The organism is Bradyrhizobium sp. NBAIM14 (assembly GCF_020193895.1).
GTDB classification, from domain to species: Bacteria; Pseudomonadota; Alphaproteobacteria; order Rhizobiales; family Xanthobacteraceae; genus Bradyrhizobium; species Bradyrhizobium yuanmingense.
Genome location: NZ_JADYVQ010000025.1, coordinates 37,337 through 61,611, shown reverse-complemented (window position 1 = coordinate 61,611; position 24,275 = coordinate 37,337). Strand labels below are relative to the sequence as shown.

At 66.7% G+C, this 24,275-nt stretch carries 20 protein-coding genes; 13 read left to right on the top strand and 7 right to left on the bottom strand.

Annotated features, from left to right (window positions below; translation table 11 throughout):
• Positions 1-6: 6 nt before the first annotated feature.
• The 7 genes from xylB (at position 7) to I6F28_RS33750 (ending at position 7,573) form a co-directional block, all read left to right on the top strand.
• Positions 7-1,458 (top strand): xylulokinase, encoded by a 1,452-nt coding sequence (xylB, locus tag I6F28_RS33780; RefSeq protein ID WP_225143207.1) that lies wholly within the window; start codon positions 7-9, stop codon positions 1,456-1,458.
• Positions 1,459-2,781 carry a xylose isomerase gene (gene xylA, locus I6F28_RS33775; protein ID WP_225143205.1) on the top strand — a complete coding sequence of 441 codons (1,323 nt, stop codon included), beginning with the start codon at positions 1,459-1,461 and terminating at the stop codon, positions 2,779-2,781.
• A gap of 13 nt (positions 2,782-2,794) precedes the next feature.
• A complete protein-coding gene (locus I6F28_RS33770; RefSeq protein ID WP_225134331.1) occupies positions 2,795-3,553 on the top strand; it encodes an ATP-binding cassette domain-containing protein in 759 nt (252 codons plus the stop codon).
• Complete coding sequence (locus I6F28_RS33765) at positions 3,553-4,623, top strand: ABC transporter permease (protein WP_036020476.1); 1,071 nt, start codon at positions 3,553-3,555, stop codon at positions 4,621-4,623. The genes I6F28_RS33770 and I6F28_RS33765 overlap by 1 nt, the downstream gene beginning before the upstream one ends.
• 93 nt (positions 4,624-4,716) lie before the next feature.
• Complete coding sequence (locus I6F28_RS33760; RefSeq protein WP_057028437.1) at positions 4,717-5,649, top strand: sugar-binding protein; 933 nt, start codon at positions 4,717-4,719, stop codon at positions 5,647-5,649.
• A gap of 100 nt (positions 5,650-5,749) precedes the next feature.
• Positions 5,750-6,727 (top strand): aldo/keto reductase, encoded by a 978-nt coding sequence (locus I6F28_RS33755; protein ID WP_225113049.1) that lies wholly within the window; start codon positions 5,750-5,752, stop codon positions 6,725-6,727.
• A gap of 3 nt (positions 6,728-6,730) precedes the next feature.
• Positions 6,731-7,573, top strand: coding sequence for an amidohydrolase family protein (locus I6F28_RS33750; protein ID WP_109142195.1), 843 nt, complete (start codon positions 6,731-6,733; stop codon positions 7,571-7,573).
• Between the two features lie 182 nt (positions 7,574-7,755).
• Here the strand turns inward: I6F28_RS33750 and I6F28_RS33745 are convergent, their stop codons facing one another.
• The gene (locus I6F28_RS33745) at positions 7,756-8,985 is read right to left on the bottom strand and encodes an ABC transporter substrate-binding protein (RefSeq protein WP_225143202.1); all 1,230 of its coding nucleotides are present in this window, start codon (positions 8,983-8,985) and stop codon (positions 7,756-7,758) included.
• Positions 8,986-9,100: 115 nt separating this feature from the next.
• Positions 9,101-10,027, bottom strand: coding sequence for a class I SAM-dependent DNA methyltransferase (locus I6F28_RS33740; protein WP_109142197.1), 927 nt, complete (start codon positions 10,025-10,027; stop codon positions 9,101-9,103).
• A 66-nt stretch (positions 10,028-10,093) separates the two neighbouring features.
• Here I6F28_RS33740 and I6F28_RS33735 point away from each other — a divergent pair, with 66 nt between their 5' ends.
• The 5 genes from I6F28_RS33735 (at position 10,094) to I6F28_RS33715 (ending at position 15,320) form a co-directional block, all read left to right on the top strand.
• The gene (locus I6F28_RS33735) at positions 10,094-11,131 is read left to right on the top strand and encodes a ligase-associated DNA damage response exonuclease (RefSeq protein WP_225143200.1); all 1,038 of its coding nucleotides are present in this window, start codon (positions 10,094-10,096) and stop codon (positions 11,129-11,131) included.
• Positions 11,128-12,789, top strand: a complete 1,662-nt coding sequence (locus I6F28_RS33730; RefSeq protein ID WP_225143198.1) for an ATP-dependent DNA ligase — start codon at positions 11,128-11,130, stop codon at positions 12,787-12,789. Before I6F28_RS33735 ends, I6F28_RS33730 begins: the two co-directional genes overlap by 4 nt.
• Positions 12,790-12,924: 135 nt before the next feature.
• Entirely contained in the window at positions 12,925-13,230 is a 306-nt protein-coding gene (locus I6F28_RS33725; RefSeq protein ID WP_035996474.1) for a DUF6460 domain-containing protein, read from the top strand.
• A gap of 27 nt (positions 13,231-13,257) precedes the next feature.
• Positions 13,258-13,992, top strand: coding sequence for an MBL fold metallo-hydrolase (locus tag I6F28_RS33720; RefSeq protein WP_225143196.1), 735 nt, complete (start codon positions 13,258-13,260; stop codon positions 13,990-13,992).
• 2 nt (positions 13,993-13,994) lie between these two features.
• Entirely contained in the window at positions 13,995-15,320 is a 1,326-nt protein-coding gene (locus I6F28_RS33715; RefSeq protein ID WP_225143194.1) for an MATE family efflux transporter, read from the top strand.
• A gap of 123 nt (positions 15,321-15,443) precedes the next feature.
• Here I6F28_RS33715 and I6F28_RS33710 read toward each other — a convergent pair whose 3' ends face one another.
• On the bottom strand, positions 15,444-16,541 hold the full coding sequence (locus I6F28_RS33710; RefSeq protein ID WP_225143192.1) for a quinone-dependent dihydroorotate dehydrogenase: 1,098 nt from the start codon (positions 16,539-16,541) through the stop codon (positions 15,444-15,446).
• Positions 16,538-16,882 (bottom strand): DUF952 domain-containing protein, encoded by a 345-nt coding sequence (locus I6F28_RS33705; RefSeq protein WP_035996479.1) that lies wholly within the window; start codon positions 16,880-16,882, stop codon positions 16,538-16,540. Before I6F28_RS33705 ends, I6F28_RS33710 begins: the two co-directional genes overlap by 4 nt.
• 292 nt (positions 16,883-17,174) lie before the next feature.
• On the opposite strand from I6F28_RS33705, the gene I6F28_RS33700 reads away from it, so the two are divergent.
• The gene (locus tag I6F28_RS33700) at positions 17,175-17,831 is read left to right on the top strand and encodes a S24 family peptidase (RefSeq protein ID WP_225143190.1); all 657 of its coding nucleotides are present in this window, start codon (positions 17,175-17,177) and stop codon (positions 17,829-17,831) included.
• 9 nt (positions 17,832-17,840) lie between these two features.
• Here I6F28_RS33700 and I6F28_RS33695 read toward each other — a convergent pair whose 3' ends face one another.
• The 3 genes from I6F28_RS33695 to I6F28_RS33685 all read right to left on the bottom strand — a co-directional run bounded on the left by I6F28_RS33695 (position 17,841) and on the right by I6F28_RS33685 (position 24,220).
• On the bottom strand, positions 17,841-19,484 hold the full coding sequence (locus tag I6F28_RS33695) for a lysine--tRNA ligase (RefSeq protein ID WP_225143188.1): 1,644 nt from the start codon (positions 19,482-19,484) through the stop codon (positions 17,841-17,843).
• Between the two features lie 350 nt (positions 19,485-19,834).
• Entirely contained in the window at positions 19,835-23,263 is a 3,429-nt protein-coding gene (locus I6F28_RS33690; RefSeq protein ID WP_225143186.1) for a tetratricopeptide repeat protein, read from the bottom strand.
• 369 nt (positions 23,264-23,632) lie between these two features.
• Positions 23,633-24,220 carry a PadR family transcriptional regulator gene (locus I6F28_RS33685; RefSeq protein WP_036020538.1) on the bottom strand — a complete coding sequence of 196 codons (588 nt, stop codon included), beginning with the start codon at positions 24,218-24,220 and terminating at the stop codon, positions 23,633-23,635.
• Positions 24,221-24,275: the final 55 nt, after the last annotated feature.

Sequence of the window (24,275 nt, the reverse complement as noted above, 5' to 3'; positions counted from 1 at the left end):
GACGATTTGTATCTCGGGATCGACATCGGCACGTCCGGTGTGAAAGCGGTGCTCGTGAGCGAAGCCGGCGCGGTTGTCGCGACGGCGGCGCGCGAGCTTGCGCTGTCGCACCCGGCGCCGCTGTGGTCCGAGCAGGATCCCGACGCCTGGGTCGATGCGGCCGTCGGCGCCGTCGACGATCTCGCCGCGCGCCATCCGCGCGAGGTTGCGCAGGTGCGCGGCATTGGGCTGTCGGGTCAGATGCACGGCGCGACGCTGCTTGGCGAGGACGGCCGGCCGCTGCGTCCGGCCATCCTCTGGAACGACGGCCGCTCGCAGGCCGAATGCGCCGCGCTGGAGCGGCGCTGTCCCTCGCTGCACGCGATTGCCGGCAATCTCGCGATGCCCGGCTTCACCGCGCCGAAGCTGCTCTGGGTGGCACGGCACGAGCCGAAGATCTTCGACCGCGTGGCAAAGGTGCTGCTGCCGAAAGCCTATGTCCGCTATCGCCTCACCGGGGAGATGGTCGAGGACATGTCGGACGCGTCAGGCACGCTGTGGCTCGACGTCGGCCTGCGGCGCTGGTCCGCGCTGCTGCTGCATGCCACCGGGCTCGATCTGCACCACATGCCGCGCCTCGTCGAGGGCAGTGCGGTGAGCGCGGTGCTCGCGCCTGAATACGCGCAGCGCTGGGGCATGGCGAAAAATGTCGTGGTCGCGGGCGGCGCCGGCGACAATGCGGCCAGCGCGATCGGGCTCGGCGCCATCGCGCCGGGCGATGCCTTCCTGTCGCTGGGAACGTCGGGTGTCCTGTTCCGCGTCACCGATCGCTTCGCTCCGGCGCCGGCTTCGGCCGTGCATGCCTTCTGCCACGCGCTGCCCGGCCTCTGGCACCAGATGGGCGTGATGCTGTCGGCCGCAGCCTCACTCGCCTGGCTCGCCGGGGTGATGGAGACACCCGCCGCAGCGCTCCTGGCGCCGCTCGGCGAGCGCGTCGATGCACCTGGCACGGTCCAGTTCCTGCCTTATCTCGACGGCGAGCGCACGCCGCACAACGATGCCGCCGCCAGCGGCGCTTTCGTCGGCCTGCGCGGCGCGGCCGGGCGTTCAGAGATCGTGCAGGCCGTGCTCGAAGGCGTCGCCTTTGCCGCGCGCGACAATCTGGCGGCGCTGGGCACAGCCAGCGGGCCGATCAGCGAGGTCGATCTCGTCGGCGGCGGCTCGCGCTCGCCGCTATGGGCGCAGATCTGCGCCGACGTGCTCGGCATGCCCGTCCACCGCGTCGAGGAAGGCGAGGTCGGCGCCGCGCTCGGCGCTGCGCGGCTCGGCCGGCTCGCCGCGACCGGCGAGAACCCCGCGGACGTCTGCACGCGCCCGCGGCGGCTCGCAAGCTTCACACCCCGCCCGTCCGTCGCTGCGGCCTATGACGAGGCCCATCGGCGATGGCGCGCGCTTTATCCCGCATTGAAGGAGCCTTAAGTGAACGCGCCAGCCAAATTCTTCGATGCAAGTGCACCCGTCGCCTTCGGCGGCAAGGAGGCCGAAGGTGCGCCCGCCTTCCGCTGGTACGACAAGGACCGCCTGGTGCATGGCCGCCGGCTCGAGGATCACTTGCGCTTTGCGGTCTGCTATTGGCATTCGTTCTGCTGGCCGGGTGGCGATCCCTTCGGCGGCGAGACCTTCCTGCGGCCTTGGCACCACGGCACCGACGCGATGGCGATGGCCCGCGCCAAGGCCGATGCCGCCTTCGAGCTGTTCCGCCTGCTGGACGTCCCCTTCTTCACCTTCCACGACGTCGATGCGGCGCCGGAGGGCGCTTCGCTCGCCGAGTCCGTCGCCAACCTCAACACCATCGCCGATCTGTTCGAGCAGAAGATGGCATCGAGCAAGGTTCGCCTGCTCTGGGGCACTGCGAACCTGTTCACGCACCGCCGCTACATGGCGGGCGCGGCCACCAATCCGGACCCTGACATCTTCACCTATGCCGCCGGCCAGGTCCGTGCCGCACTGGAGGTGACGCACCGGCTCGGTGGGCAGAACTACGTGCTGTGGGGCGGACGCGAGGGCTACGAGACGCTGCTCAACACCGATCTCAAGCGCGAGCTCGACCAGCTCGGCCGCTTCGTCTCGCTCGTCGTCGAGCACAAGCACAAAATAGGCTTCAAGGGCCCGCTGCTGATCGAGCCGAAGCCGAAGGAGCCGACCAAGCACCAATATGATTTCGACGTCGCCACCTGCTACGGCTTCCTCGAACGCTACGACCTGCTCAAGGACGTCAAGCTCAACATCGAGCAGAACCACGCCATCCTCGCCGGCCATTCCTTCCATCACGAGGTCGCGCTGGCCGAGGCGCTCGGCGTGTTCGGCTCGCTCGACATCAACCGCGGCGACGATCTGCTCGGTTGGGACACCGACCAGTTCGCGATGAACGTGCCGGAGCTGGCGCTGGTGTTCCACGAGATCCTGAACCGTGGCGGCTTCACCACGGGTGGACTCAATTTCGATGCCAAGATCCGCCGCCAGTCGATCGATCCCGATGATCTCATCCATGCCCATGTCGGCTCGATGGATGCCTGTGCGCGCGCCTTCCTCGCCGCCGCCGAGATGCTCGACGCCGGCGCGCTCAGCGCGCCGCTCGCAAAGCGCTACGAGGGCTGGGCCGGCCCGGAGGGCCGCGCCATTCTCGGCGGCCAGCGTTCGCTCGCCGATCTCGCCGACCGCGCGATGTCTCCCGGCTTCGATCCGCAGCCGCGCTCGGGCCGGCAGGAATATCTGGAATCCCTGGTCAACCGCTATGTCTGAGGAAACGCCGCTGATGACGAAGACTGACGCGACACCGGTGCTCGAGCTCACCGGCATCGGCAAGGAGTTCGGCGCGATCCGCGCGCTGCACGATGTCGATATGCAGGTCTGGCCCGGCGAGGTGGTCGGCCTGATGGGCGACAACGGCGCCGGCAAGTCGACGCTGGTGAAGATCATCGCCGGCAATTTCCGCCCCACGCATGGCGAGATGCGCTTTGCCGGCAGCGCGGTGCATTTCAACCGGCCGGTCGATGCCCGCGCCGTCGGCATCGAGGTCGTCTACCAGGATCTCGCGCTGGCGGATAATCTCACGGCCGCCGCCAACGTTTTCCTCGGCCGCGAGCTGAAGCGAAGGTTCGGACCCGTCGCCTTGCTCGATCACAAGGCGATGGCGTCGCGCGCGCTCGAGCTGTTTGGCGAGCTGCGTTCGGAGACGCGCCCGGACGATCTCGTCAGGCAGATGTCGGGCGGCCAGCGCCAGGCCGTCGCGATCGCGCGCACCCGGCTGTCCAATGCGCGGCTGGTGATGATGGACGAGCCGACCGCCGCGATCTCGGTGCGTCAGGTCGAGCAGGTGCTCGGCCTGATCCACCGGCTCAAGGAGCAGGGCGTCGCCGTGATGCTGATCTCGCACCGCATGCCCGACGTGTTCGCCGTATGCGACCGCGTCGTCGTCATGCGGCGCGGCGAGAAGCGCGCCGACAAGTCGATTCACCAGACCTCCCCCGAGGAGGTCACCGCCCTCATCACCGGTGCGAAGGAGGCGGCGTGATGGCCATGCCCTTGGAATCCCCGATCAGCTTCACCAATGTCGGCAAGATCAGGTGGTGGCAGCGCGGCATCTTCGCCTCGCAGACCGGCTACGTCCTGCTCGCGCTGGCGGTGCTGCTGGTGATCATGCATTTCGCCAGCCCCTACTTCTTCACCCAGGGCAACATGCAGAACGTGGCGAAGAACTTTTCCTTCATCGCCATCGCGACGCTCGGCGTCACCTTCGTGATCATCACCGGCGGCATCGACCTGTCGGTGGGATCGATGATGTGCTTTTCCGCCATGATCACATCGATGGTGATGACCGAGCTGTCGGCGCCCGGATCGCCGCTGGTGCACATGGCGGCCGACGGCAAGACCGTGCTCGCCAATGTTCCGGGGCTGATCCTGCTCATCTCGATCCTCGCCGGCCTCGGCGTCGCGCTGATTGCCGGCCTCGTCAACGGCTTCTGCATCGCCGTGCTTGGCCTGTCGCCCTTCGTCACCACGCTCGGCATGCTCTCGATCGTGCGCGGGCTCGGCTATGTCGTCTCCAACGGACGCGGCAGCTTCCCGGGAGGGCCGGACGCCGATTATTTCTATGCGCTCACGTCCGGTGACGTGCTCGGCGTGCCGGCGCCGTTCATCTATCTCGTGATCCTGGCGCTGACCATGGCGGTGGTGCTGCACCACACCTCGTTCGGCCGCCACGTCTTTGCGCTCGGCGGCAACGAGAAGGCGGCCGAGCTCACCGGCATTCCGGTGGTGCGGGTGAAGATCGAGGTCTACGTGATCTGCGCGCTCGCCGCGGGCCTGCAGGGCATCATCATCTCCGGCTGGCTCGGATCGGCGCCGGCCAACATGGCGATGTCCTACGAGCTCAACGTGATCGCGGCGGCCGTGATCGGCGGTGCCAATCTCGCCGGCGGCATCGGCGGTCCGCTCGGGGCCATCGTTGGCTGCGTGCTGCTGGAGGTGATCCGCAACGGCCTCGTGCTGGCCCAGGTCTCCTCGTACTGGCAGCAGACGTTGGTCGGCGTGATCATCATTCTGGCTGTGCTGGTCGACCGCGTCCGCTCGCGGATGACCTGAAATGACGACATCTCGGGAAGGCAAGGAAAACGTCGCCTATCCGCTTCCCGGGGGCTTTCGAGGGGATAGGCACCAACAAGAGTGGAGGAGACAATGAGGAAACTGCTTCTTGCCGGCATCGCGGTCGCGATGATGGCGACGCCGGCATTTGCTGCGAACTACCGCTTCGTCATCGTGCCGAAGGCGATGAACAATCCGTTCTTCGATTTTTCGCGCGACGGCTGCCTGAAGCGCGCCAAGGAGCTCGGCAACATCGAGTGCATCTACAAGGGACCGGTCGAGCATGAGCCGGCGAACCAGGCCCAGATCATCCAGGACTTCATCACGCAGAAGGTCGACGGTCTCGCCATCTCGGTCGCGGACGTCGCGGCCATGACCAAGTCGATCGAGGCGGCGACCGCCGCCGGCATTCCGGTCATCACCTTCGATGCCGACGCGCCGGGCTCCAAGCGCATCGCCTATATCGGCACCAACAACAAGGAGTTCGGCCTGGCCCTCGGCAAGGAATTGCTGAAATTGCGGCCTGACGGCGGCAAATACGCGATGGTCTCCGGCGGTCCCGGCGCAAAGAACCTGGCCGAGCGTGTCGACGGCGTGCGCGAGGCGCTGAAGGGCTCGAAATGGACCGAGGTCGCGGGTTCGCCGAGCTTCTGCAACGACGATCCCGCGCTCGCGGTCCAGCAGATGACGGACATGCGCACCGCAACGCCGGATCTCGCCGCCATCGTTCCGATCGGCGGCTGGCCGATGTTCGCGCCCGAAGGTTTCAAGGCCTTCGCCAGCAGGAACAAGAAGGACATCGATTCCGGCAAGTTCACGCTGGTCGTCGCCGATACGCTGAAGATGCAGCTCGAGCTGCTGCGTGACGGCTATGCCAATGCGCTGGTCGGCCAGCGTCCGTTCGAGATGGGCGAGAAGGCGATGGACACGCTGCTCGCCATCAAGAAGGGCGAGAAGGTGCCGGAGATCGTCTACACCGGCCTCGATCTCGTCACCAAGGACAACGTCGCGAAGATGTTGAAGTAGGAGCGCTGCCCAGCCCCGCGCTTCTGCATGCCTCTCCCGCTTGCGGTTTCCGCAAGCGGGAGAGATGATTTGGAATGGACGACGACTGAAGGCGATGGGAATGAAAAGGTCGCGGCTCGGCGCTCTCGATGTCACCTCGATCGGCCTCGGTTCAGCCCCGCTCGGCGGATTGTTCTCGCCCGTCAGCGATGCCGATGCGCAAGCGACGATTGAACGCGCCTGGTCGCTCGGTGTCCGATTCTTCGACACCGCCCCGCTTTACGGCTTCGGCCTCGCGGAGCGGCGGCTGGGCGCCTTCCTGCGGCAACAGAGGCGCGACTCCTACGCCATCTCGACCAAGGTCGGCCGCCTGCTGCGCGCACCGGACAATGCTGCGCCGGAGGACGAGCACTACAAGGGCACGCCGCGCGAGCGGCCGGTGTTCGATTTCAGCTATGACGGCGTGATGCGGTCGGTGGAGGAGAGCCTGCAGCGCCTCGGCCTCGACCGCGTCGACGTCCTGCTCGTGCATGATCCCGACGATCACTATGACGATGCCGTCACCGGCGCCTTCCGCGCGCTCCAGCGCCTGCGCGAGGACGGCACGGTGAAGGCGATCGGCGCCGGCATGAACCAGTCGGGGATGCTGGCTCGCTTCGCCGAGGCCGTGCCGGTCGACTGCTTCCTGCTCGCCGGCCGCTACACGCTGCTCGACCAGGGCGCACTGGATGCGCTGTTTCCGCTCTGCCAGGCCAGCAATATCGGCATCCTGCTCGGCGGCATCTACAACAGCGGCATCCTGGCCAATCCGCGGGCCAGCGCGAAATTCAACTATCAGGATGCTGATGCTGCGCTCGTGGCACGCGCGCTGGAGCTCGACGAACTTTGCCGCGGGCACGGCACCGAGCTGAAAGCCGCCGCGCTGCAATTCTGCATGGCCCATCCGGCGGTGACGGTCGCCGTGATGGGCGCGCGCAATGCCGCCGAGGTCGCCGACAACATCGCGATGTCCGAGAAGGCGGTGCCGCCGGCATTCTGGCAGGAGCTGCGGGCACGAAAGCTGGTCGATACGCGCGCGCCGCTTCCTGGCGGAGGTTGAGGCATGATCGTCGATGCACACCAGCATTTCTGGGATCCGGCGCGCGCCGATTATCCCTGGATGGAAGGGGACGAGCTGGCGCCGATCCGCCGTGCCTTCGGCCCGGCCGATCTCGCGCCGCTGCTACAGGCGAACGGCATCGAGGCCAGTATCGTGGTGCAATGCCGCTCCGCGCTGGAGGAGACCGAGGAGTTTCTGCGTATCGCGGCTGCGACGCCCTCGGTGGTCGGCGTGGTCGGCTGGGCCGATCTCACCGATGCGGCGCTCGGCGAGACGCTCGACCGGCTGCGCGCTCTGCCTGGTGGCGACAAGCTGGTCGGCATTCGCCACCAGGTTCACGACGAGCTCGATGCGGATTGGCTGCTGCGCGAGGACGTCCAGCGCGGACTCACGGCCGTGTTCGCCCACGATCTCGCTTACGATTTCCTTGTCCGCAGCCGCGAGCTGCCCGCGGCGGTCGCAACCGCGCAGGCCTTTCCGCACGCGCGTTTCGTGCTGGATCACGCCGCCAAGCCGCCGATTGCCGCCGGCGGGAGCGCGGAATGGACCGAGCGCATCGCAGCGCTGGCTGCCTGCGGCAATGTCTGGTGCAAGATCTCGGGATTGGCGACCGAGGCGGTCTGGGACGACTGGAATGCAGAACGGCTGTTTCCGTTCGTGGAGCACGCCGCGAAATGTTTCGGCGAAGACCGGCTGATCTTCGGATCGGATTGGCCCGTATGCCTGCTCGCGGGAAGCTACGGCGAGATCAAGACCGCGCTGGAGACCTGCCTGGCGAGGCTCGGCCCGCGCGTGCGGGGCAAGGCTTTCGGCGTGAATGCCAAGGCTGTGTATCGCTTGGGTTAATCTGCAGTGGATGTGCGCTCTTACCCTCTCCCCTTGTGGGAGAGGGTGGCTCGCCGCGAAGCGGCGAGACGGGTGAGGGGTCTCTCTCCGCGAGCTCGCGTGTGGATAGATACCCCTCATCCGGCGCTTCGCGCCACCTTCTCCCACAAGGGGAGAAGGAAAAGGCGACGGGGCCCGCCTCGCTACTCCGACATCGGCTTGTCGGAGATGTCCCAGTCTTTCCCGGTGAAGGTGGAGATGAACAGCGTCTTCATCGGTGTGTAGTCCTCGGGCGTGTAGCTGTAGGTGACGCCATCGAGGAAATACGGCGAGTGGAAACCTTGCAGGTTCGATGCCTGCTTCAGCACGTTGGCGCGGGTGAGCTCGTTGCCGCAGCGGCGCAGGATCTCGGCCATGGTGGCGGCCTGCCCGTAGCCGGCGAAGGCGATGGTGTTGTCGGGATCGATCGCCGGCGTGTACTTCTTGCGCAGCTCCTCGAACGCCATCACGTCCGGGTCCTTCTCCCATTTGGGCAGGCCGACCTCCTTGTTGTAGCGGATCGCGACGATGCCGGTGGCGTTCTCGAGCCCCGCGGCATTGAGGATCGAGCGGCCGGTGGAGCCGGCGGACAGGAGGTGCAGCGGCTTCCAGCCGAGCTCGGCCACTTTCCGGATCGACTGCGACGAGGCCTTGCCGGTCGAGATGTTGTAGAAGACGTCGGCTCCGGACTTCGAGAGATTGATGAGCTGGGAATCGACGGTCGGCTCGGTGAGATCGTAGGTCTGCTCCATGATCACTTGCGCGGTGCCGCCGGCGTCCGCCAGTACTTTCTTGAACGGACCGAGGAAGTCGCGGCCGAAATCGTCGTTCTGGTAGAGGATGCCGATCTTCGCGTTCGGCTTCACGCTGATGACGTGCCGCGCCAGGATGCGCGCCTCGGTCGGATAGAGCGGCAGGCCCGCCATCGTCCACTTGAACTCTTTCGGATTATTCCACTTCGACGCGCCGGTGTTGAGCAGGAGCTGCGGCACGCCCTTGGAGTTCAGGTATTTGTGCACGGCGGTCTGCGGCGCGGTGCCGAGCGAGCCGTACAATGCGAGCACTTCCTCCTGCTCGACCAGCCGGCGCGTGGCCTCGACGCATTTCGGCGCGCTGTAGGCGTCATCCATGGTGAGGAACTTGACCTTGCGCCCGTTGATGCCGCCCTTCTCGTTTAGCATCTGGAAATAGGCTTCGCCGACGCGGCCGAGCACGCCGTAGAGCGAGCCGGGGCCGGAATGCGGCACGGTCTGACCGATCTTGATCTCGGTGTCGCTGGCGCCCGCATCGTATTTCTTCTCCGCGGCCCAGACGTAGGGCGCGGGCAATGTCGATGCGGCGATGGTGGCGAGCGCGCCGGCGCTGAAATCGCGCCGTGATGGATTCTTGGTCATTGTTGTTTTCTCCCTGATGCGCGCATTGTGCTGACATCGCAGCTCGGCTCGCAAGTGGGAAGTCGCAGCTTTGCGACGCAATGACGCTCAAATCATGAGACGTTAGCGCCTAGACTCAAGTTTTCTCGGCGACGACGACGAGGCCACGCACCGGCTCGTTGTTCTCGTTGCGTGGCGAGGCCGGCTCCAGAGTCAGCAGCTTCATCCCCGCCTTCGCGATGGCGCTGCGCACATATTCCGCGGAATGGGCATAACGCAGGCCATCGCCGAGCACGATGCCGTCGCCCGCATGCGTCTCCACCGTGAAGGCGAGCACGCCGCCTGAGACGAGCACGCGCCTTACTTCGCTCAGCACCGGCGCGAGATCGGAGAGATAGACGAACGCATCCGCGGCCACGACGAGGTTCGCGCTCGCGTCGGCCTTGCCGCGCAGGCCCTCGATCATATCGGCGACTTCGAGTTCGGCATAGAGGTTCGTCGCCCGCGCCTCCTTGATCATGCCGGATGACAAATCGATGCCGGTGAAATGGTCGACCTGCTTGGCGAAGGCAGCGGCCGCGAGCCCGGTGCCGCAGCCGAGATCGATGGCGCGCTTGAAGTAGGCGGGCTTCTTGGCGGCGACGCGCGCCGCCAGCACCGCCTTGAAGATCAGCGTCGGGGCACGATAGCCGAGATCGTTGATCAGCGCGTGCTCGAACCGCGGCGCGTATTGATCGAACAAGGCCTGCACGTAGGCCTTGGGCATCTCCGCCATCTCGGTATCGCCGAGCCGCATCAGGTGCAGGCCGGCGCCGTGCTGATCCCCGGGGTCGCATCGCCGCGCTTCACGAAAGGCCGCGATGGCCTTGTCGCGCTCGCCGAGCTGCTGACGAATCTCGCCGAGCGTGAACCAGGCCGAGGTGAAATCAGGTGCAAGCTCGATCGCCTGCTCCAGGAGGTCGGCCGCGGCGGGAAGGTCGCCCTTGAGCTGGAGATCACGCGCGAACTCGAAACGGCGGTCGGCCATGAGATCGCCGGAGGTCAGGAACAGGCGGAGCGGCATTGAGGAACCAGGAAACGAAACGGGTAAGTGACTCGAAGATGTGATGGCTCGACTTATATAACAGGCATGCGTCCGCAAGACATCCTGCTGCCAAATGCTGCCGGCCTGTGCTGCAAGCCCGGCGGCTTCCATATCGACCCCGTCCGCCCCGTGGAGCGGGCCGTGATCACCCACGGCCATTCCGACCATGCCCGTGCGGGCCATGGCGCGGTGCTGGCGACGCAGGAAACGCTGGACATGATGCGGCTGCGTTACGGCGAGAACTTCGCCGGTTCGACCCAGGCCATCCGCTATGGCGAGGAGATCCGGCTCGGCGACGTCAAGATCAAGTTTCACCCGGCCGGCCACGTGCTGGGCTCCGCGCAGATCGCCGTCTCGTGCAAGGACACGTGCATCGTCGCCTCCGGCGACTACAAGGACGCGCCGGACCCGACCTGCGCGCCGTTCGAGCTGGTGCCCTGCGATGTCTTCATCACCGAGGCGACGTTCGGCCTGCCGGTCTTCAGGCATGGCGATGCGAGCGACGAGGTCAAGAAGCTGCTGGCTTCGGTCGCGCTGTTTCCGGAGCGCGCGCATCTCGTCGGCGCCTACTCGCTCGGCAAGGCGCAGCGCGTGATCAAGCTGCTGCGTCTGGCCGGCTATGACGCGCCGATCTACCTGCATGGCGCGATGGAGACGATTACGCATTACTATCAGAGCCGCGGGATCGACCTCGGCGAGCTCAAACCAGTGAAGGGCATGAAGAAGGCGGCGCTCGCCGGCACCATCACGCTGGCACCGCCCTCGGCCACCTCCGATCTCTGGACGCGGCGCTTTCCCGATCCCGTCACCGCCTTCGCCTCGGGCTGGATGCGCGTGCGCGCCCGGGCGCGGCAGCGCGGCGTCGAGCTGCCGCTGGTGATCTCCGACCACGCCGATTGGGACGGCCTCACCGCGACCATCGCGGCGACCGGCGCCGGAGAGATCTGGGTCACCCACGGCCAGGAAGATGCGCTGGTGCATTGGTGCCGGAGCAAAGGCCTGAAGGCACGGCCGCTCGACCTCGTCGGCTATGGCGACGAGGAGGAGAGCGAGACGCCGATTCAAGGCGAGGCCGAAGCATGAACCGCTTCGCCGAGCTGCTCGACCGTCTCGCCTATGAGCCCGGCCGCAACAACAAGCTGCGGCTGATCACCGGTTATTTCCGCGAGGTCGGCGATCCCGACCGCGGCTATGCGCTGGCTGCGCTGACCGGCGCACTCAGCTTCAAGCACGCCAAGCCCGCGCTGATCCGCGACCTCATCGCAGCACGCACGGACGAGGTGCTGTTCGGGCTGAGCTACGACTATGTCGGCGATCTCTCCGAGACGGTGGCGCTGATGTGGCCGAAGGCCGCGCTCGCCGCCCACAACAACCCGCCGCCACCGAGCCTCACCGAGGTCGTTACCACGCTGCGCACGCTGGGCAAGACCGAGCTGCCCAAGCAGCTCGAGCGCTGGCTCGACGAGTTAGATGAGACCGGGCGCTGGGCGCTGCTGAAGCTCGTCACCGGGAGCTTGCGCATCGGCATCTCCGCGCGCCTTGCCAAGACTGCGGCCGCAGCGCTCGGCGACAAGGACCCGCACGAGATCGAGCTGATCTGGCCGGGGCTCGTCCCGCCCTATCTCGACCTGTTCGCCTGGCTGGAAGGCCGCGGCGACAAGCCCGTCAACCGCGATCCCGCGCCGTTCCGCCCGGTGATGCTGGCGCATGCGATCGAGGACAACGATTTCGCCGCGCTCGATCCCGCCGACTACATCGCCGAATGGAAATGGGACGGCATCCGCGTGCAGGCGGTGGCCGGGCGCGACGAGCGCGGCCATATCACCGCGCGGCTCTATTCGCGCACTGGCGAGGACATCACGGGAAGCTTTCCGGATCTCGTGCCGTCGCTGCGCCTGCCGGGCGCGATCGATGGCGAGCTCTTGATCCTGTGCGAGGGCCGGGTGCAGAGCTTCAACGTGTTGCAGCAGCGCCTCAACCGCAAGGTCGTGTCGCCGAAGCTGATCAAGGAGTTTCCGATTCACCTGCGTGCCTACGACCTGCTCGGCGACGACGAGAACGATCTGCGCGAGCTGCCTTTTGCCGAGCGGCGCGAGCGGCTGGAGCGATTCATCGCAAAGCTCGACGATCCCCGCATCGATCTCTCGCCCACCGTACCCTTCGATAGCTGGGAGGCACTCACCGCCGCACGCGCGGATCCTGCGAGCGCCGGCGCCGGCGAGGACGCGGACGCCGTCGAAGGCGTCATGCTGAAGCGGCGCGATGCGCCTTATCTGCCGGGGCGGCCGAAGGGGCAATGGTGGAAGTGGAAGCGCGACCCGCACATCATCGACGCCGTGCTGATGTATGCGCAGCGCGGCCACGGCAAGCGCTCGTCCTATTATTCCGACTACACCTTCGGCGTCTGGACCGAGACCGAGAATGGCGAGGAGCTGGTGCCGGTCGGGAAAGCCTATTTCGGCTTCACCGACGAGGAGCTCTTGCAGATCGACCGCTTCGTCCGCCGCAACACCACGGAAAAGTTCGGCCCCGTGCGTCATGTCGTGCATGAGGGCGACAAGGGGCTGGTGCTGGAGGTCGCTTTCGAAGGATTGCAGCGCTCGCCCAGGCACAAATCCGGCGTCGCCATGCGTTTCCCCCGCATCAGCCGCCTGCGCTGGGACAAGCCGCCGCGAGAGGCCGACCGGCTGGAGACGCTGGAGAAGATGCTGAAGGCCGAGGCGGCGGAGATCGAGGTGTGAACTGTTGCCACGAGGACGGTGCGCTCCCTCTTCCGCCCGAATTAAACTCCCGTAACCCGATTGACGGCCCCTTGCGGGTTCCCCATGTCCCCCGCCGTGCCTATAATGGGCTCGAATCCGCTTCAGGAGTTTGCGATGGTCCAAGACGTCAGAGATTTGCCGGCCGGCCGCAGCGACGGCCTGCACCGCTTTCTCGGCGGCTCGCCGCTGGCGGTCGCGTTCCGCCTGGTGCTGCTCTCGATCCTGGTCGGCGTCGTGCTGGCGACGATCGGCTTCGACCCCTGGAACATCATCCACAGCATCCGCCTGTTGTTCCAGCGGCTGTGGGACCTCGGCTTCGATGCGGTGAACTGGCTGTGGCGCTACTTCCTGCTTGGTGCGGTCATCGTGATTCCGATCTGGCTGCTGTCGCGCGTGTTCGGCGCGCCGCGCGGCCGGTAAGGATCGGATTGAGGGGGTGCGCAGCCGATGCAATTGCGGTTCGTCGGCTGCGGTGATGCTTTCGGCTCCGGCGGCAGGCTCAACACCTGCTTCCACGTCTCGGGGCGCAAAGCGAACTTCCTGATCGACTGCGGTGCGTCGGCGCTGCCGGCGCTGAAGCGGCTCGAGATCGATCGGGGCGACATTGACCTGATCCTGATCACGCATTTCCATGGTGACCATTTTGCCGGCCTGCCGTTCGTTCTGCTCGACGCGCAATTCTCGCGGCGAACGCGGCCGCTGACGATCGCGGGCCCGCAAGGCATCGAGAGGCGGCTGCGCGAGGTGATGGAGGCGCTGTTCGAGCATTCCTCGAACACCAAGCGGCGCTTCGAGCTGAACGTGGTCGAGCTCGCGCCCGGGCAAAGCCAAAGCTTCGGCGCGGTGAATGTGACGCCCTATCCGGTCGTGCACGGCGAATCAGGCGGACCGTTCCTGGCCTATCGCGTCGCGGCCGAGGGCCGCACGCTCGCCTACAGCGCCGATACCGAATGGACGGAGACGCTCATTCCGCTGGCGCATGGCGCGGACCTTTTCATTGCCGAAGCCTATATGTACGAGAAGGTGGTAAAGAACCATCTCAGCCTGAAGACCTTGGAACAGCATCTGCCCGACATCGGCGCCAAGCGGCTCGTCCTCACCCATATGAGCGACGACATGCTGTCGCGCCTGGGCGAGGTCGAGCACCTCGCCGCCGAAGACGGCATGGTGCTCGTGTTCTGAAGATGCACGCACCCGTCCATCACCGCGTCGGTAGCCGGCAGGTCTTCGCCATTGCAGGTCCGGCGATGGTCGCGAACCTCACGACGCCGCTGATCGGCGTGGTCTCGACCACCGCGATCGGGCGGCTCGACGATGCCGCGCTGCTCGGCGGCGTCGCGATGGCCTCCGTCATCTTCGACTGCCTGTTCTGGTTGTTCGGCTTCCTGCGCATGAGCACGCTCGCCTTCACCGCGCAGGCGCTCGGCGCGGGCGAGACGCGCGAGCAGACCGTGATCCTGGTGCGCGGTTTCATCGTCGCCGGCCTGATCGGTGCGGCGCTGATCGTGCTGCAGCTGCCGCTGGCAGGCGCACTGTTCGACCTGATGGGCGGCAGCGAGGGCGTGACGCAGGCCGCAAAGACCTATTTCATGATCAGGATCTGGTCCTCGCCCTTCGCCTTCGCCAATTACGTCATCCTCGGCTGGCTGGTGGGGCAGGCCCGCGCCAATCCGGCCCTTGCGCTCCAGGTCGTCATCAACCTCATCAACATGGTGGCGACGATCCTGCTGGTGCTGGTCTACGACACCGGCATTGCCGGCGCGGCGATCGCCGCGCTTCTGTCCGAGACGATCGGCTTCATGCTCGGCGTGATCGTGTGCAGGCGCCATGCACTCGGCGGTTTTGCCATACCTCGCGCAACGCTGTTCGATCGCGACAAGCTGATGCGGCTCCTGGCGGTGAATACCGACATCCTGATCCGCACCGCGGCGCTGATCGCCGTGTTCCTGTTCTTCACCGCCAAGGGCGCGCGGGCCGGCGACGTCACGCTGGCCGCGAACTCCGTGCTCAACAATTTCCTCCTGGTCAGCGCCTTCTTCCTCGACGGCCTTGCCAATGCGGCCCAGCAGCTCTGCGGCCGCGCCTTTGGCGGCCGCGACGCCAAGGGATTTGCGGATTCGACTAGGCTGGTGCTGCTCTGGGGGCTCGGCTTCGCAATTGTCGTCGCCGTGCTGTTCGCAGCCTTCGGCCCTGCTATCATCAACGTCATGACGGCGAGCGAGGACGTCCGCCGCGCCGCGCGCGAGTTCCTGCCCTTCATCGTGCTGGCGCCGCTCCCCGGCGTGTTCGCCTTCGGTTTCGACGGCATCTATGTCGGCGCGACCTGGGCGCGGGAGATGCGCAATCTGATGCTGCTCTCGCTCGCGATCTTCTTCGCCGCCTGGCTGGCGCTGCAATCGTTCGGCAATGCCGGCCTGTGGAGTGCGCTGATCGCGTTCTACGTCGCGCGCGGCGGCTTGCAGGGCGCGAGGTATCCGGCGCTGTATCGCGCGACGTTCGTGAAGCCGTAGAAGAACCGTAGCCCGGATGGAGCGCAGCGTAATCCGGGGGCTTTGTCCATGCCGATAGCTTCCCGGATTGCGCTGCGCTCCATCCGGGCTACGAAGTCTGCGCAGGCGGGGAGAGGCGAAGAGCTACATCCCCGGCCAGTCTTCCGCCGTCAGCGTCGCCGCATCGGCGCCGACGATTTCGGCCAGCGAATCCCGCCCCGTTCTGAGCAGCGTGGAGGTCAGGTCGCGCTTGATCTCGTCGACGAGGCCGAGGCCCTTGTAGACCAGCGAGGAATAGAGCTGGATCAAACTGGCTCCGGCGCGGATCTTGGTCAGCGCGGCGCCGCCCGAATCCACGCCGCCGACGCCGATCAGCGGGAATGCGCCCTCGACGCGCACATAGGTTTCCGCGACCATGCGCGTCGACAGGCGGAACAGCGGCCGGCCGGACAGGCCGCCTTGCTCCTTCGCCCGCGTCTCTTCACGCAACGTGCTCGGCCGCGCGACCGTGGTGTTCGACACGATCATGCCGTCGACCCGGCGCGAGCGCGCGACCTGCACGACATCGTCGAGCTGGGCGAGGCTTAAATCCGGCGCGATCTTGAGCAGCACGGGCGTGTCGCCGGCCTTCTGCCTGACACGCTCGCGGGCCTCGATCACGCGCGCGAGCAGATCGTCGAGCAGCGCGCCTTCCTGAAGGTTGCGCAGGCCCGGCGTGTTCGGCGAGGAGACGTTGACGGTGAAATAGCTCGCCACCGGCGCGAAGGTCTCGATGAGCTTGACGTAGTCGCCGGCGCGGTCCGGCGAATCCTTGTTGGCGCCGACATTGACGCCGACGATGCCGCCGTGCTGCGCGCGCGCGGCAAGCCGGCGCAGAGCCGCCTCCGCGCCGTCATTGTTGAAGCCCATGCGGTTGATGATCGCCTCGTCGCGCTCGAGACGGAAGAGCCGCGGCCGCGGATTGCCGGCTTGCGGCTTCGGCGTCACCGAGCCGATCTCGACGAAACCGAAGCCGAGCCGCAGCAGCGCGTCCGGCACCTCGGCGCTCTTGTCGAAGCCCGCGGCCATGCCGATCGGATTGGGAAAGTTCAGCCCGAAGGCGCGCACCGCGAGCTTGGGATCATCGGCGCGCGGCTTGACCGGCGGCAGGAAGCGTAGGCCCTGGATCGCGAGGCGATGCGCGTCCTCGGGATCGAGCCAGCGCAGCACCGGCAGCGAAAAGGCGTCGAACGCGCGGATCACGGCAACAGCTCCGGAACATCGTGACTGCCGTCAGAGCGCATGTTGAGGTTCATCACCGCCAGGACCGCGCCGAGATCGAGCTCGCCATAGAGATGCGGGAAGAGCTCGTCATTGCGCGAGCGTTCCCAGCGCAACTCGCTGCCGAGCGCGTCGCCATCGACCTCGACCAGGAACAGCGCGCGCTGCCCGAAATAGTGCTTGCGCAGGGTCTCGGGAACCTGGGCCGCGGTCGAGAAATGGATGAACCCGTCGCGCGCGTCATCTGCGCTGCCCCGGTAGACACCCTGCCGTTCCGCCTCGCGCCAGGCCGAGGCCGGACAGATTTTGTAGATCTTGACCACCGCTACCGCAGCCTTGTTTGTTCTTTGAGTCTCTTGGGTTTTTTCGCTTTTCGCGGGTCCTCGAAACCCGGGCGCGACCGTAAAGGCCGCCCCTTCCGAACTCAAGGCTTAGAGCCTTTTCCGCGCCGATGAAATCGGCACGGGGCTCCAGATTCCCGTTTTGCGCGCTTTCCTGACGCGAACGGCTACCCGTTTCGTTTGCGAACGCCGCCTCGGTCGCCTCTTGCGCGAAAAACGGAAAACCGGTTGATTTGAGGACAGTTTTCCTGAGTTGCGACGGGCTGGGCCTTCCATGGTCAGACAGGCCAAAGCGCAGAGGATGCTGACTCACGACCAGATCTGGGCCGCGCTGGACCGGCTGGCGGCGCGCACCGGACTGTCGCCGTCCGGCCTTGCCAAGCGTGCCGGGCTCGACCCCACCACCTTCAACAGGTCCAAGCGCGTCACCGCCGACGGCCGCGAGCGCTGGCCCTCGACCGAATCGATCGCAAAGGCGCTGGCGGCGGCCGACGCCTCGATCGACAGCTTTGCGAAGCTGATTGATGACGACGGTGGAAGCGGCCGCGGCTCGGTGCCGCTGCTCGGCTTTGCACAGGCCGGAATGAGCGGTGCTTTCGATGAGGCCGGTCTACCAACCGGCAGGGGCTGGACCGAGATCGCGCTTCCGATCGGAGAGGACGGTCAAGTCTTTGCGCTGGAGATTTCCGGCGCTGCGCTACTGCCTGCCTATCGCGACGGTGACATCATCCTGGTCTCGCCTGCGGCGCCGATCCGCAAGGGTGATCGCGTGGTGGTCAAGATCAAGACGGACGAGATCACGATTGCGACCCTGAAGCGCCGCACGGCAAAGACCCTGGAGTTGACGCCCCTCGATGCGTCACAGGCGGCGCGAACGGTCGCGGCGAGCGATGTCGCCTGGGTTGCGCGGATCCTCTGGGCGAGCCAGTGATGGCGCCGCTCACGCACTCCTCGCCAGGGCGCCGTCGATCATGTTGACCGCGTTCTGCACGCCGTAGACCGCGACGAAGGAGCCGAAGCGCGGGCCCTTCTCCTGGCCGAGCAGGACCTGGTAGAGCATGTTGAACCAGTCCAGCGTCACGCCGGGGCGGCCGTCCTTGCCCTTCTTGACCTGGTCGAGGAACGGCTCGCGGCGGCCGATCTCGTAGACGACGTTCTGGATGTCCTCGGCGGATGCGTCCTGCGCCAGCTGCGACAGCGCATCGCGCAAATCCTGCAGCGCGGCGCGCTCGCTGTCCGTGGGTACGCGGAACTGCTTCGTCGGCGCGACGAAGTCGCGATAATAGTTGATGGCATAGCCGACCATCGCATCCAGCTTCGGATGCGTCTGCGGACTCACGCCGGGCCGATAGCGGCCGATGAAGCCCCACAGCGTCTCGGCGTTCTCCGCGTTCGACGACGACACCAGCGTCAGGAGCAGCTGGAAGGTGACGGGCACGTCGCCCGTCGGCGGCTTGCCGTTGTGGATGTGCCAGACCGGATTGCCGAGCTGCTGCTTGCCGTCCTGCTTCGGAAAGCCGTCGAGGAATTGCTGGTAGTCGTCGACATTGCGCGGGATGACGTCGAAATACAGCCGCTTGGCCGCCTTCGGCTCGCGGTACATGAACAGCGAGAGCGATTCCGGCGAGGCGTAGCGCAGCCATTCGTCGATGGTCAGGCCGTTGCCCTTCGACTTCGAGATCTTCTGGCCCTTCTCGTCGAGGAAGAGCTCGTAGTTGAAACCTTCGGGCGGCGTGCTGCCGAGCGCTCTGGCGATCGCGCCGGACAGCTTCACGGAATCGATCAGGTCCTTGCCCGCCATCTCGTAGTCGACCCCGAGCGCGACCCAGCGCATCGCCCAGTCGGCCTTCCACTGGCACTTGACGTTGCCGCCGGTGACGGGTGTCTCGACTTCCTGGTTGGTGTCGGGATCGACATAGGTCACCGTGCCGGCCGCGACGTCGCGGCGGATCATCGGCACCTGCAGCACGACGCCCGTGGTCTTGCTGATGGGCAGGAACGGCGAATAGGTCGCGCGGCGATCCGGGCCCAGCGTCGGCAGGATGATCGCCATGATCTTGTCGTAGGCGGCGAGCATCTTCAGCAGCGTGGCATCGAAGCGGCCCGACGTATAATAGTCCGTCGAGCTCGCGAACTCGTAGTCGAAGCCGAAATGATCCAGAAACGCGCGCAAGCGCGCGTTATTGTGCGCGCCGAACGACGGATATTCGTTTGAAAACGGATCCGGCACCCGCGTCAGCGGCTTGCCGATATGAGCGGCCAGCATCTCCTTGTTCGGAACGTTGTCGGGCACCTTGCGGAAGCCGTCCATGTCGTCGGAGAACGCCAACAGGCGCGTCTTGACCTTGTCCTCGGTGAGCACGCGGAAGGCGTGGCGCACCATCGAGGTGCGCGCCACCTCGCCGAACGTGCCGATATGCGGCAAGCCAGACGGACCATAGCCGGTCTCGAACAGCACCTCGTCCTTCGGGCTTTTCTTCAGCCGCGCGACAATGGCCTTCGCCTGCTCGAACGGCCAGGCGTTGGATTGTTCGGCGAGCGCACGCAACTCGCTCGGGTTTGCGGCTAGATCAATAACGGACATCAGGGGCCTCCGGGCCGCGGAAAATAGCGATTTCCCGGCAGAATGCAAAAGCTGCGAGCTAATACCCCCAGCCGTCTCCCGGTTGCGCAGGGCTATCGCATTTGGGAGCTTTTTCCTGCGGCCATCCTTCGAGACGCCCGCTTTGGGCGGGCTCCTCAGGATGAGGGCGGAGTGCGCGGCAGCAGGTTCAGTGAGCACTGATGCCGATTAGCCTCATCCTGAGGAGGCGCGTCAGCGCCGTCTCGAAGGACGAGGCGTGCGCGCAGCCGCCGCCACAGGTCATATGCGGTAGCCCAGCGCTTGCGGAGAGGGTTGGGGGTGTCTCAGCGTTGGATCGAATGCGATGCGGCTCAATGCGCCGCTGAGGCCGAGCGTTTCGTCGCCACTTGCTTGGGGGCCGGCTTCGCGCTGGCCTGCGGTGCGCTGTCCCAGCCGCCGTTCGGGGTCGCAACGTTGACGGCATCGTCGGGCTGCGGCTCGGCGCTGAAGGTCTGGATCGCGAGCTTGGCGGCCGCCAGCGATTGCGGGTCGAGACGCTTGGCGACATCGTCGCGCTTGCCGGCGGCATCCGCATCGCCCTGGGCAGCTGCCAGATTGAACCATTTGTAGGATTCGGCGAGGTTCTGCTCGACGCCGATGCCGCGGGCATAGAGGATGCCGAGGTTGAACTGGCTGTCGGCGACGCCGCGATCGGCCGCTTTCCGGAACCACTGCGCCGCGCTCTTGTAATTGGCGCCGCGACCGCCGCCGTCGGCATCGAGCACGGCGAGATTGTGCATCGCCTTGGCGTTGCCGCGCTCGGCGGCCTGGGTGTAGTAGCGGCGCGCGATGTCGGCGTCCTTCTTCACCCCTAGGCCCTTTTCGTAGAGCGTGCCGAGGCGGAAGATTGCGGGGACGACCCCGGCCTGCGCCGCGCGGTCGTACCACTTCGCCGCTTCGTCGTAATTCGTGGCAACGCCCTTGCCTTCGGCAAAGCGCACGCCGATCTCGTAGGCCGCGGTCGCATCGCCCTTCATCGCGGCGCTGCGCAAGGCCGGGCCGCCGATGCCGTCAGGCAGCTTCTCGCTCGGCGGCACCTGAACGACGCCGAGCTTGGCGCGGCTCGTGCCCGACAGCGCGCCGGTGACGTCGCTTGAGGCCGGCGGCATCGCCGCGGCAGGCGCTTGCGGGATCTCGACGGAGGCCGAGCCGCCGGAACCGGGAAGAGGCGCCGGCGCGGCATTGTTCTGCGACTGCCGTCCGATCGGTGTCGGCGATGTCATCGACGGGGTGACCTGCTCGGGCGCGGCTGGCTTGGTCTCGACCGGCGGCGGCGCCGGCTGCGGTGCCGGCTCGCTCGGGATGTTTTGCATCGCCTGCGGCGTCGGTGACGAGCTGCCGCCTTCGAGCAGGTTCATCGCCATCTTGAAGGTGCCGAGCACGATCACGACCACGCTCGCGCCGACCAGCAGCGAGCGGATCTTCGAGGTGATGGTCGAGCCGCCTTCCTGGCCCTTCTCCTTGGCGCGGGCGATCGCGGCCTTGGCGCCGCGGGCCGGCTTCTCGGGCGGCTGTGCGGCGGCAGCTTGCGCCGCGCGGCGGGCGGCGGCGATGAAGCTCGACGACGACACCGGCTCCTTCGGCGCGGCGGCAATTCCGCTGATCGCGTCCTCGGAGGCGGCGATGCGCTCCGACGGCGTGGCGAGGCGTCCGCCCGGCCGTGTGCCCGGCTCGAGCGGGTGATCCGGCGGCAGTTCCGGCGCGAGTGCAGCGCGCGCCGTGTGCGGCTCCAGGATCTCGCTGATCGCGCGCGGGGGAACCGGCGGCGCCGCCGGCACGGGCGGCGGCGCGGCGGGGGTGGCGGCGTGGAACTCGCGCGGTGCGGCGACGAAGGCAGCCGGCGGCGCCTGCGCGGCAGCTGGATTGGGCAGCTCGGGCTTCGGATCGTATTTCGGCGGCTGTGCTGGCGGTTGCGGCCGCGGCTCGCGCGCCATCGGCGCCGGCTCCATCGCCGCTGCCATCGGCATCGACATCGGCTGTGGGGCGGGAGGAGGCGGCGCGGTGCGCACCGCGCGCAGATCGCCCTCGATCATCGAGAGGCGATCGACGACGTGACCGAGCGCGCTGTGGACGGCCTCGAGCGAGTCCTGGGTGTGCCGGTTGGTCTCGGCCTGACTGAAGCGGATGTCGGAGAGCTCGCGCTTGACGAGGTCGACCATGCCGGAATCGGGCGGCGGCGCGGAGCTGCGGCTCTCGGCGAGGGCCGCATAGGTCGCCTGCTGCCGTTCCAGGTGCCTGAGGATGTCGTGCAGTCCGTCCTCGACGCGGCTCAAATTGCCGTTGCGCGGATCGGCGGCGGCCTCGATCCGCTCCAGGAGATAGGAAACACGCTGCTCGAGATGGGCGAAGGTCGAGGCGGAATCGTTGCCGACCTGCATGCGGTCGAAACGGTCCGACAGCGCGCGGATCGCAGCTTCGAGATGCTCGATGCTCTCGGACGGCTGCGGCCGCTCGCGCGTTTCCAGCGCCGCCGTGAGCGCCGCGATGCGCTGCTCCAGCGCCGCAAAGCTGTCGCCGTGGCCGGAGGCGCGAGTGATCTGGTCGACCTTGGACGACAGCAGCTGCACGTCTTCGGACAGCCGCGCCAGCGCCTCGTTGGACGCGACGTTGGAGACGATGGCGCGCAGCGCCGCGATCGCGCCTTCGAGCTGCTGCACGGTTGAGGGATCGTCATTGGCGCGCAGGATCAGGTCGAGCTTGGCGCCGAGATTGCGGATCGCCTCGTCGTAGCCGGTGAGCTGCTCGGCCGGCGTCAGTGTGCGCAGCACCTGCTTGATGTCGGAGAGTGCGCGCTCGATGCCGGCAAGAACCTGCCCGTCGGTGCCGTTGGAGCGGGTCTCGTCGATCCGGCGATGCAGCGAGCGGATCTCGTTCTCGATCGATTCGATCGCGCGCCGCGGCATCGCCTCGGTGATGGCGGCGCGGATTTCGGCCAGCTCGCTGCGGAAGGCGTTGATGGCCTGCTCGGTATTGTCAGGCCGCTGCAGCGATTCGATCTGGCTCGTGATCTTGAGCAGATGGCGCTCGAGCGCGGAGAAATCCGGCCCCGGCTGCGGTGGCGGCGGCGCATAGCCAGGGGCGGGCGGTGCCATCGGCGGCGCGTAAGGAGCCGTTGGCGCAAGCGGCGGCGCGGCACGCGGCGGCATCTGCCGTGGCGCAAAGCCGTCGAGCTCGCTCTGGCGCGCGGTGATCTCGGCGACCGCGACGTCGAACGAAGCCGGGCTCAGGGGTGGTGAGCCGCGATAGACCTGCGCGGCGGCGCGCTCGACGGCATCGGCCTGGCGCTGGCGCGTCTCGGCCGGGGTGGGGCGAGGGGCCTGCGGCTGCGGCGCTTGCCGCTGTGGACGGGAGATCTGCGACAGGCGCGCGTCGAGCCGCGAGATCGCATCGTTGAGCTGGCGCGCGACGCCCTGCTCGCGCGAGACGTCTGGTCTTGAGGCGTCTTGTCTTGAGGCGTCTTGGCGCGGGGCGGGTTTTGAGATCCGCTCGATCTGCTGGGTGATCGCGTCGAGCCGCTGGTGGATGTCGGCGACTTCGCGGCTCTCCTGACTCGGTCCTTGGCTCGGCACGTGCTGCGGACGCTGATCGTAGGATCCGCGGAAATTAGGCGGGGCAGTTTCGCCGAGCGTGGAGTTCAGCCAATCGTTGAGCGACATGCCGGCACGGCGCGCAGCAGCCTCGGCCCGCTCCCGGACGGATGGATCGATGCCGTCGACACTCCACGATACGCGCGAATTCATGACTCTGTCCGGTTCCGACTTCGGCACCCCACCCCGGCGCCTCCAGCTTCCCCACGCGTGCCGGTTGCAAAGACAATCGAATTTGGCGCGGGTCGTCTGCCTCGAAAACCGACTTTTTCCTGTTACGGTAAATAACGAGTTAAGGAATGCGGCGTGGCTGTCTTAAAGTTGGGCGGCGGGAACTGGGGGCGGTGTTGTGTCGCGCATCCGGGCCCCGAAACAAACCGGTGTCATGCCCCGCGAAGGCGGGGCATCCAGTACGCCGCGGCTCCTCGGTTCTAGCCGCGCCGTCTCTGGAATACTGGATCGCCAGCCTTCGCGGGCGATGACAGCGGGGAGGCGGAAAGGGCTCGCGTAACGTCGGCGCCCTCAGCCCTTCTCGCGCTTGCCATCCTCGATCGGCACCACCGTCGCCTTGCCGCTCATCGCCGACAGCGCTTCCAGCGCCTCCTCGCAGAAATCGGCCACCATCTGCTCGTGGCGGGCGCCGAGCTGGAGCAGCAGCAGATTGCCGAGATCGAGCCGTCCCTCCGCCGTGCCGTCGGGAAAGCGCTTCTTCAGGATGCGCTCGTAATTGGCGTGGCGGTCGCGGTGGTGCTCCAGGCGGGCCATCAGGTCGGTGCGCATGGGCTCGATGTCGATGCTGTCGAGCGCATGCAGCCGCACCAGGAGGTCGTCCTTGATCGAGGGCGGCGTGCTTGGCCGCGCGGCCCAGTGCCGCAGTGCTGTTCGGCCCTCGGGAGTCAGCGTATAGATCAGTTTATTGGGCTTGCCCGACTGCACCACCTCGCGGCCCTGGATGTAGCCGCGGTCCCGCAGCTTGGAGAGCTCGCGGTAGATCTGCTGATGGTCGGCCTTCCAGAAGAAGCCGATCGAGGAATCGAACGTCTTGGCGAGTTCGTAGCCCGTCATCGGGCGTTCCGTCAGGCATGCGAGGATTGCGTCGCCCAGTGCCATGACTGGCCCCCTTCTTTAGGTTTGACCAAGCTGCTTGACTTTATGCGCATCGGCG